The organism is Caulobacter sp. (assembly GCF_035254145.1).
Taxonomy (GTDB): domain Bacteria; phylum Pseudomonadota; class Alphaproteobacteria; order Caulobacterales; family Caulobacteraceae; genus Caulobacter.
Genome location: NZ_DATFAV010000196.1, coordinates 1 through 3,595, shown reverse-complemented (window position 1 = coordinate 3,595; position 3,595 = coordinate 1). Strand labels below are relative to the sequence as shown.

Genomic DNA, 3,595 nt, shown 5'->3' with positions numbered 1-3,595 from the left:
CCCACGAGGGAGTCACCTTCGCCAACGGCTACGCCGGAAACGCGACCTGCGCGCCGTCTCGCGCGGCGATCATGACCGGTCGCTACGCCACCCGGTTCGGCTTCGAGTTCACGCCGACGCCGGTGGCCTTCTCCCGCGTCGTCGGCGGCCACGGCGGCGACCCGCTGCATCCATCGCGCTTCAACGCCGCCGAGGTGAAGAACGCGCCCAGGGACGACAACACCGAGGCCGTGCCGTCCACCGAGGTGACCATCGCCGAGGCGTTGAAGACAAGGGGCTATCACACCGTTCACCTGGGCAAGTGGCACCTGGGCGGCGTCAAGGGCTCGAGGCCCGAGGACCAGGGCTTCGACGAGAGCCTGGGCTTCATGGCCGGCGCCTCGCTCTATGCGCCGGTCGGGGATCCGTCCGTCGAGGAGTCGCGCCAGGACTTCGACCCGATCGACAAGTTCCTGTGGGGCGCGCTGCCCTATTCGGTGCAGTTCAACGGCGGCCAGCCGTTCCATCCGAACGCCTACATGACCGACTATCTGACCGACCAAGCGGTCGCGGCCATAGACGCCAACCGGAAACGGCCGTTCTTCCTGTACCTGGCCTACAACGCCATCCACACGCCGCTGCAGGCGCCGAAGGCCGACTATGACGCGCTGTCCGGGATCCAGGATCATCGGCTGCGGGTCTATGCGGCCATGGTCCGCAACCTCGACCGCAACGTCGGCCGGGTGCTCAAGGCGCTGAAGGACCGGGGACTGGACGACAACACCCTGGTGATCTTCACCTCCGACAACGGCGGGGCCAACTATGTCGGCCTGCCGGACCTGAATCGGCCCTACCGCGGCTGGAAGGCCACCTTCTTCGAGGGTGGGATCAAGACGCCGTTCCTGTTGCGCTGGCCCGCCCAGCTGCCGGCGGGGGCGGTCTATCGCAGTCCGGTGGGCCACGTGGACATCTTCGCCACCGCCGCGGGCGCGGCCGGGGCGCGTCCGCCCGCCGACCGGGTCATGGACGGCGTCGACCTCGTTCCCTTCGTGAAGGGTCAGGTCAGCGGCGATCCGCACAAGGCGATGTACTGGCGCTCGGGCCGCTACAAGGTGGTGCTGGCCGGCGGCTGGAAGCTGCAGGTCGCCCAGGAGCCGAACCGGGTCTGGCTGTTCGACCTGGCCAACGATCCCACCGAACGCCGCGACCTTTCCAAGGCCCGACCGGACAAGGTCAGGGAGCTGCGGGCCGTGCTGGCCCAGTTGGACGGCCAGATGGTCAAGCCGGCCTGGCCCTCGCTGCTGTCGGGCGCGATCTATGTCGACCATCCTGGCGGCGTCCCGGCCAAGCCCAGCGACGAGTACGTCTATTGGGACAATTGAGGGCGCTTTTCCCCGTCTGGACGGCTCTGGCGGTGCTGGCCCTGGCGGGTTGCGACAGGTCGCTCAAGGCCTGTCTGACAGACTTGCCAGTCGCCGATCCGGGCCATCGCGCGGCGGGCATGGTTCGCCTGGCGGGCGGCAGGTTCCTGATGGGCGCGGCGCCGCTGCGCTCGGAGGAGGGGCCTCCTGAAACCGTCTCGGTCGCGCCGTTCTGGATCGACCGGACCGAGGTCACCAACGCCGCCTTCGCGCGGTTCGTCGAGGCCACGGGCTATCGCACCGTGGCCGAGCGGCCGCTCGATCCCGCGCGCTACGCCCAGTTGTCGGCGGCGCAGCGGCGTCCGGCCTCGCTCGTCTTCGTGGGGGCGAAGGGAGCGAGGTCGGACGATCCTTCGCGGTGGTGGCGGGTGGTCCCCGGCGCGGACTGGCGCCACCCGGAAGGGCCAGGCTCCAGCATTCGGGGGCGCCAAGCCTGGCCGGTGGTCCACATCGCCTGGGAGGACGCCATGGCCTACGCCCGTTGGCTGGGCCGCGACCTGCCGACCGAGGCCGAGTGGGAGTTCGCCGCTCGGGGCGGCCTCGTCGGGCGACGCTACGCCTGGGGGGACCAGCCCCAGGACCCGAAGCATCCCCGCGCCAACACCTGGCAGGGGATCTTTCCGGTTCAGGACCTGGGAAGCGACGGCTTCAAGGCCAGGGCCTCGCCAGTCGGCTGCTTTGCGCCCAACGGCTATGGCCTGGTCGACATGGCCGGCAACGTCTGGGAGTGGACCCGCGACTGGTTCCGGCCTGGCCTGGCGCCCGCCAGCGTGATCGAGACCGGCGGGCCGCCGGAGATCCGCGCGCTCGATCCCGCCGAGCCGAACGTCCCCAAGCACGTGATCAAGGGCGGCTCGTTCCTGTGCGCCGACGACTACTGCTTCCGCTATCGCCCGGCGGCGCGCACGCCGGGCCCGCCCGACAGCGGGGCGTCGCACATCGGCTTTCGCACGGTGCTCCGGGAGCGCTAGAAGCCCGGACCCGGACGGGTGCGGATGTTCAGCTGACCCGCCAGTCCCGCCTTTCGGTGGTGCTCGATGGCGTGCATCTCGGGCGACATGGCCATGGCCTGGAACGCCGCCAGCGACGGATATTCGGCCAGGGCGACCGCGTCCCACAGCGCCTCGACCTCGCCCAGCAGCAGGCCGGTCACCGCGCCGCTGTAGCGGATCCGACCGCCCAGTCCCTCGACCAGCCGGCTGACGGCCTCGCCATAGCGGCCATAGGCCTCGCGGCCGGAGAGGTGGGCGTCGGAGCCGTCTGGGTACTCGGCCCTGGTCCGGAACTTCAGCAGATTGACCATCACGATCGGGCCTTCCTCGGGCGCGCCGAAGAACTCGGCGATCTGCAAAGGTTCGGGGAAGACGGCGTTGACGACCTTCATCCGACCGACTCCGTCGGCGGGAGCGTGGCGACCAGGTCGTCCAGCAGGGCGGCGATCTGGTCCGGGCTGTCCTCCGGCACGAAATGCCCGCCCTTCAGCGTCACCGAGCGTACGCCGGGCACGCGGGCCTGGAAGATCGCCTCGCCGCCGCGGGTGATCGGATCGGCGTCGGAAAAGGCGGTGACGAACGGCTTGCCGAAACGGGCCAGGACCTCCCAGGCGGCCTTGTTCTCGGCCACAGAGGCATGTTCGGGCGTGATCGGCACCAGGGTCGGGAATTGCCGGGCCCCTTCCTTGTAGCGCTCGTCCGGGAAAGGCGCGTCGTAGGCGGCGCGCTCGGCGTCGGAGAGGTCGCGGGCCGTCCCGCCGTTCAGGATGAAGCCAATCGGCAGCTCCGGGACGTTCTGGCTGAAGTTCAACCAAGCCTCGAACCCGTCCGTCTTGCCGAGGCCGACGGGCAGGCCGGTGTTCGACACGACGACCGCGGCGAACCGCTCGGGGAAGGCCGCGACCAGCCGCAGGCCGATCAGCCCGCCCCAGTCCTGGCAGAACAGCACGATGTCCTTCAGGTCGTTGCGAACCAGCCAGTCGCTCATCCAGGCCACGTGACGTTCGTAGGTGTAGTCCGTCCGCAGCGCGGGTTTGTCCGAGCGGCCAAAGCCCACGAGATCGGGCGCGACGGCCCGGCGTCCTCGCGCGACGAGATCGGCGATCACCTTGCGATAGAGATAGGCCCAGGACGGCTCGCCGTGCATCAGCAGGATCGGACGCTCGCCTCGCGGTCCTTCATCGACGTGATGGATGCGCAGGG

General features: G+C 69.8%; 4 protein-coding genes. 2 read left to right on the top strand and 2 right to left on the bottom strand.

The window, feature by feature from the left end:
* Together VJ655_RS12000 and VJ655_RS11995 are read left to right on the top strand one after the other, a co-directional pair.
* A partial coding sequence (locus VJ655_RS12000) for a sulfatase-like hydrolase/transferase (protein ID WP_324111342.1) occupies positions 1–1,361 on the top strand: 1,361 nt, incomplete at its 5' end.
* Positions 1,349–2,371 carry a formylglycine-generating enzyme family protein gene (locus VJ655_RS11995; RefSeq protein WP_324111341.1) on the top strand — a complete coding sequence of 341 codons (1,023 nt, stop codon included), beginning with the start codon at positions 1,349–1,351 and terminating at the stop codon, positions 2,369–2,371. The genes VJ655_RS12000 and VJ655_RS11995, both read left to right, overlap by 13 nt.
* On the opposite strand, the gene VJ655_RS11990 is transcribed toward VJ655_RS11995, so the two are convergent.
* Both VJ655_RS11990 and VJ655_RS11985 read right to left on the bottom strand, forming a co-directional pair.
* Complete coding sequence (locus tag VJ655_RS11990) at positions 2,368–2,784, bottom strand: DUF1330 domain-containing protein (RefSeq protein WP_324111339.1); 417 nt, start codon at positions 2,782–2,784, stop codon at positions 2,368–2,370. The two genes, VJ655_RS11995 and VJ655_RS11990, sit on opposite strands and share 4 nt — an antisense overlap.
* The coding region (locus VJ655_RS11985; protein WP_324111337.1) for a haloalkane dehalogenase at positions 2,781–3,595 on the bottom strand (815 nt) is incomplete at its 5' end. The genes VJ655_RS11990 and VJ655_RS11985, both read right to left, overlap by 4 nt.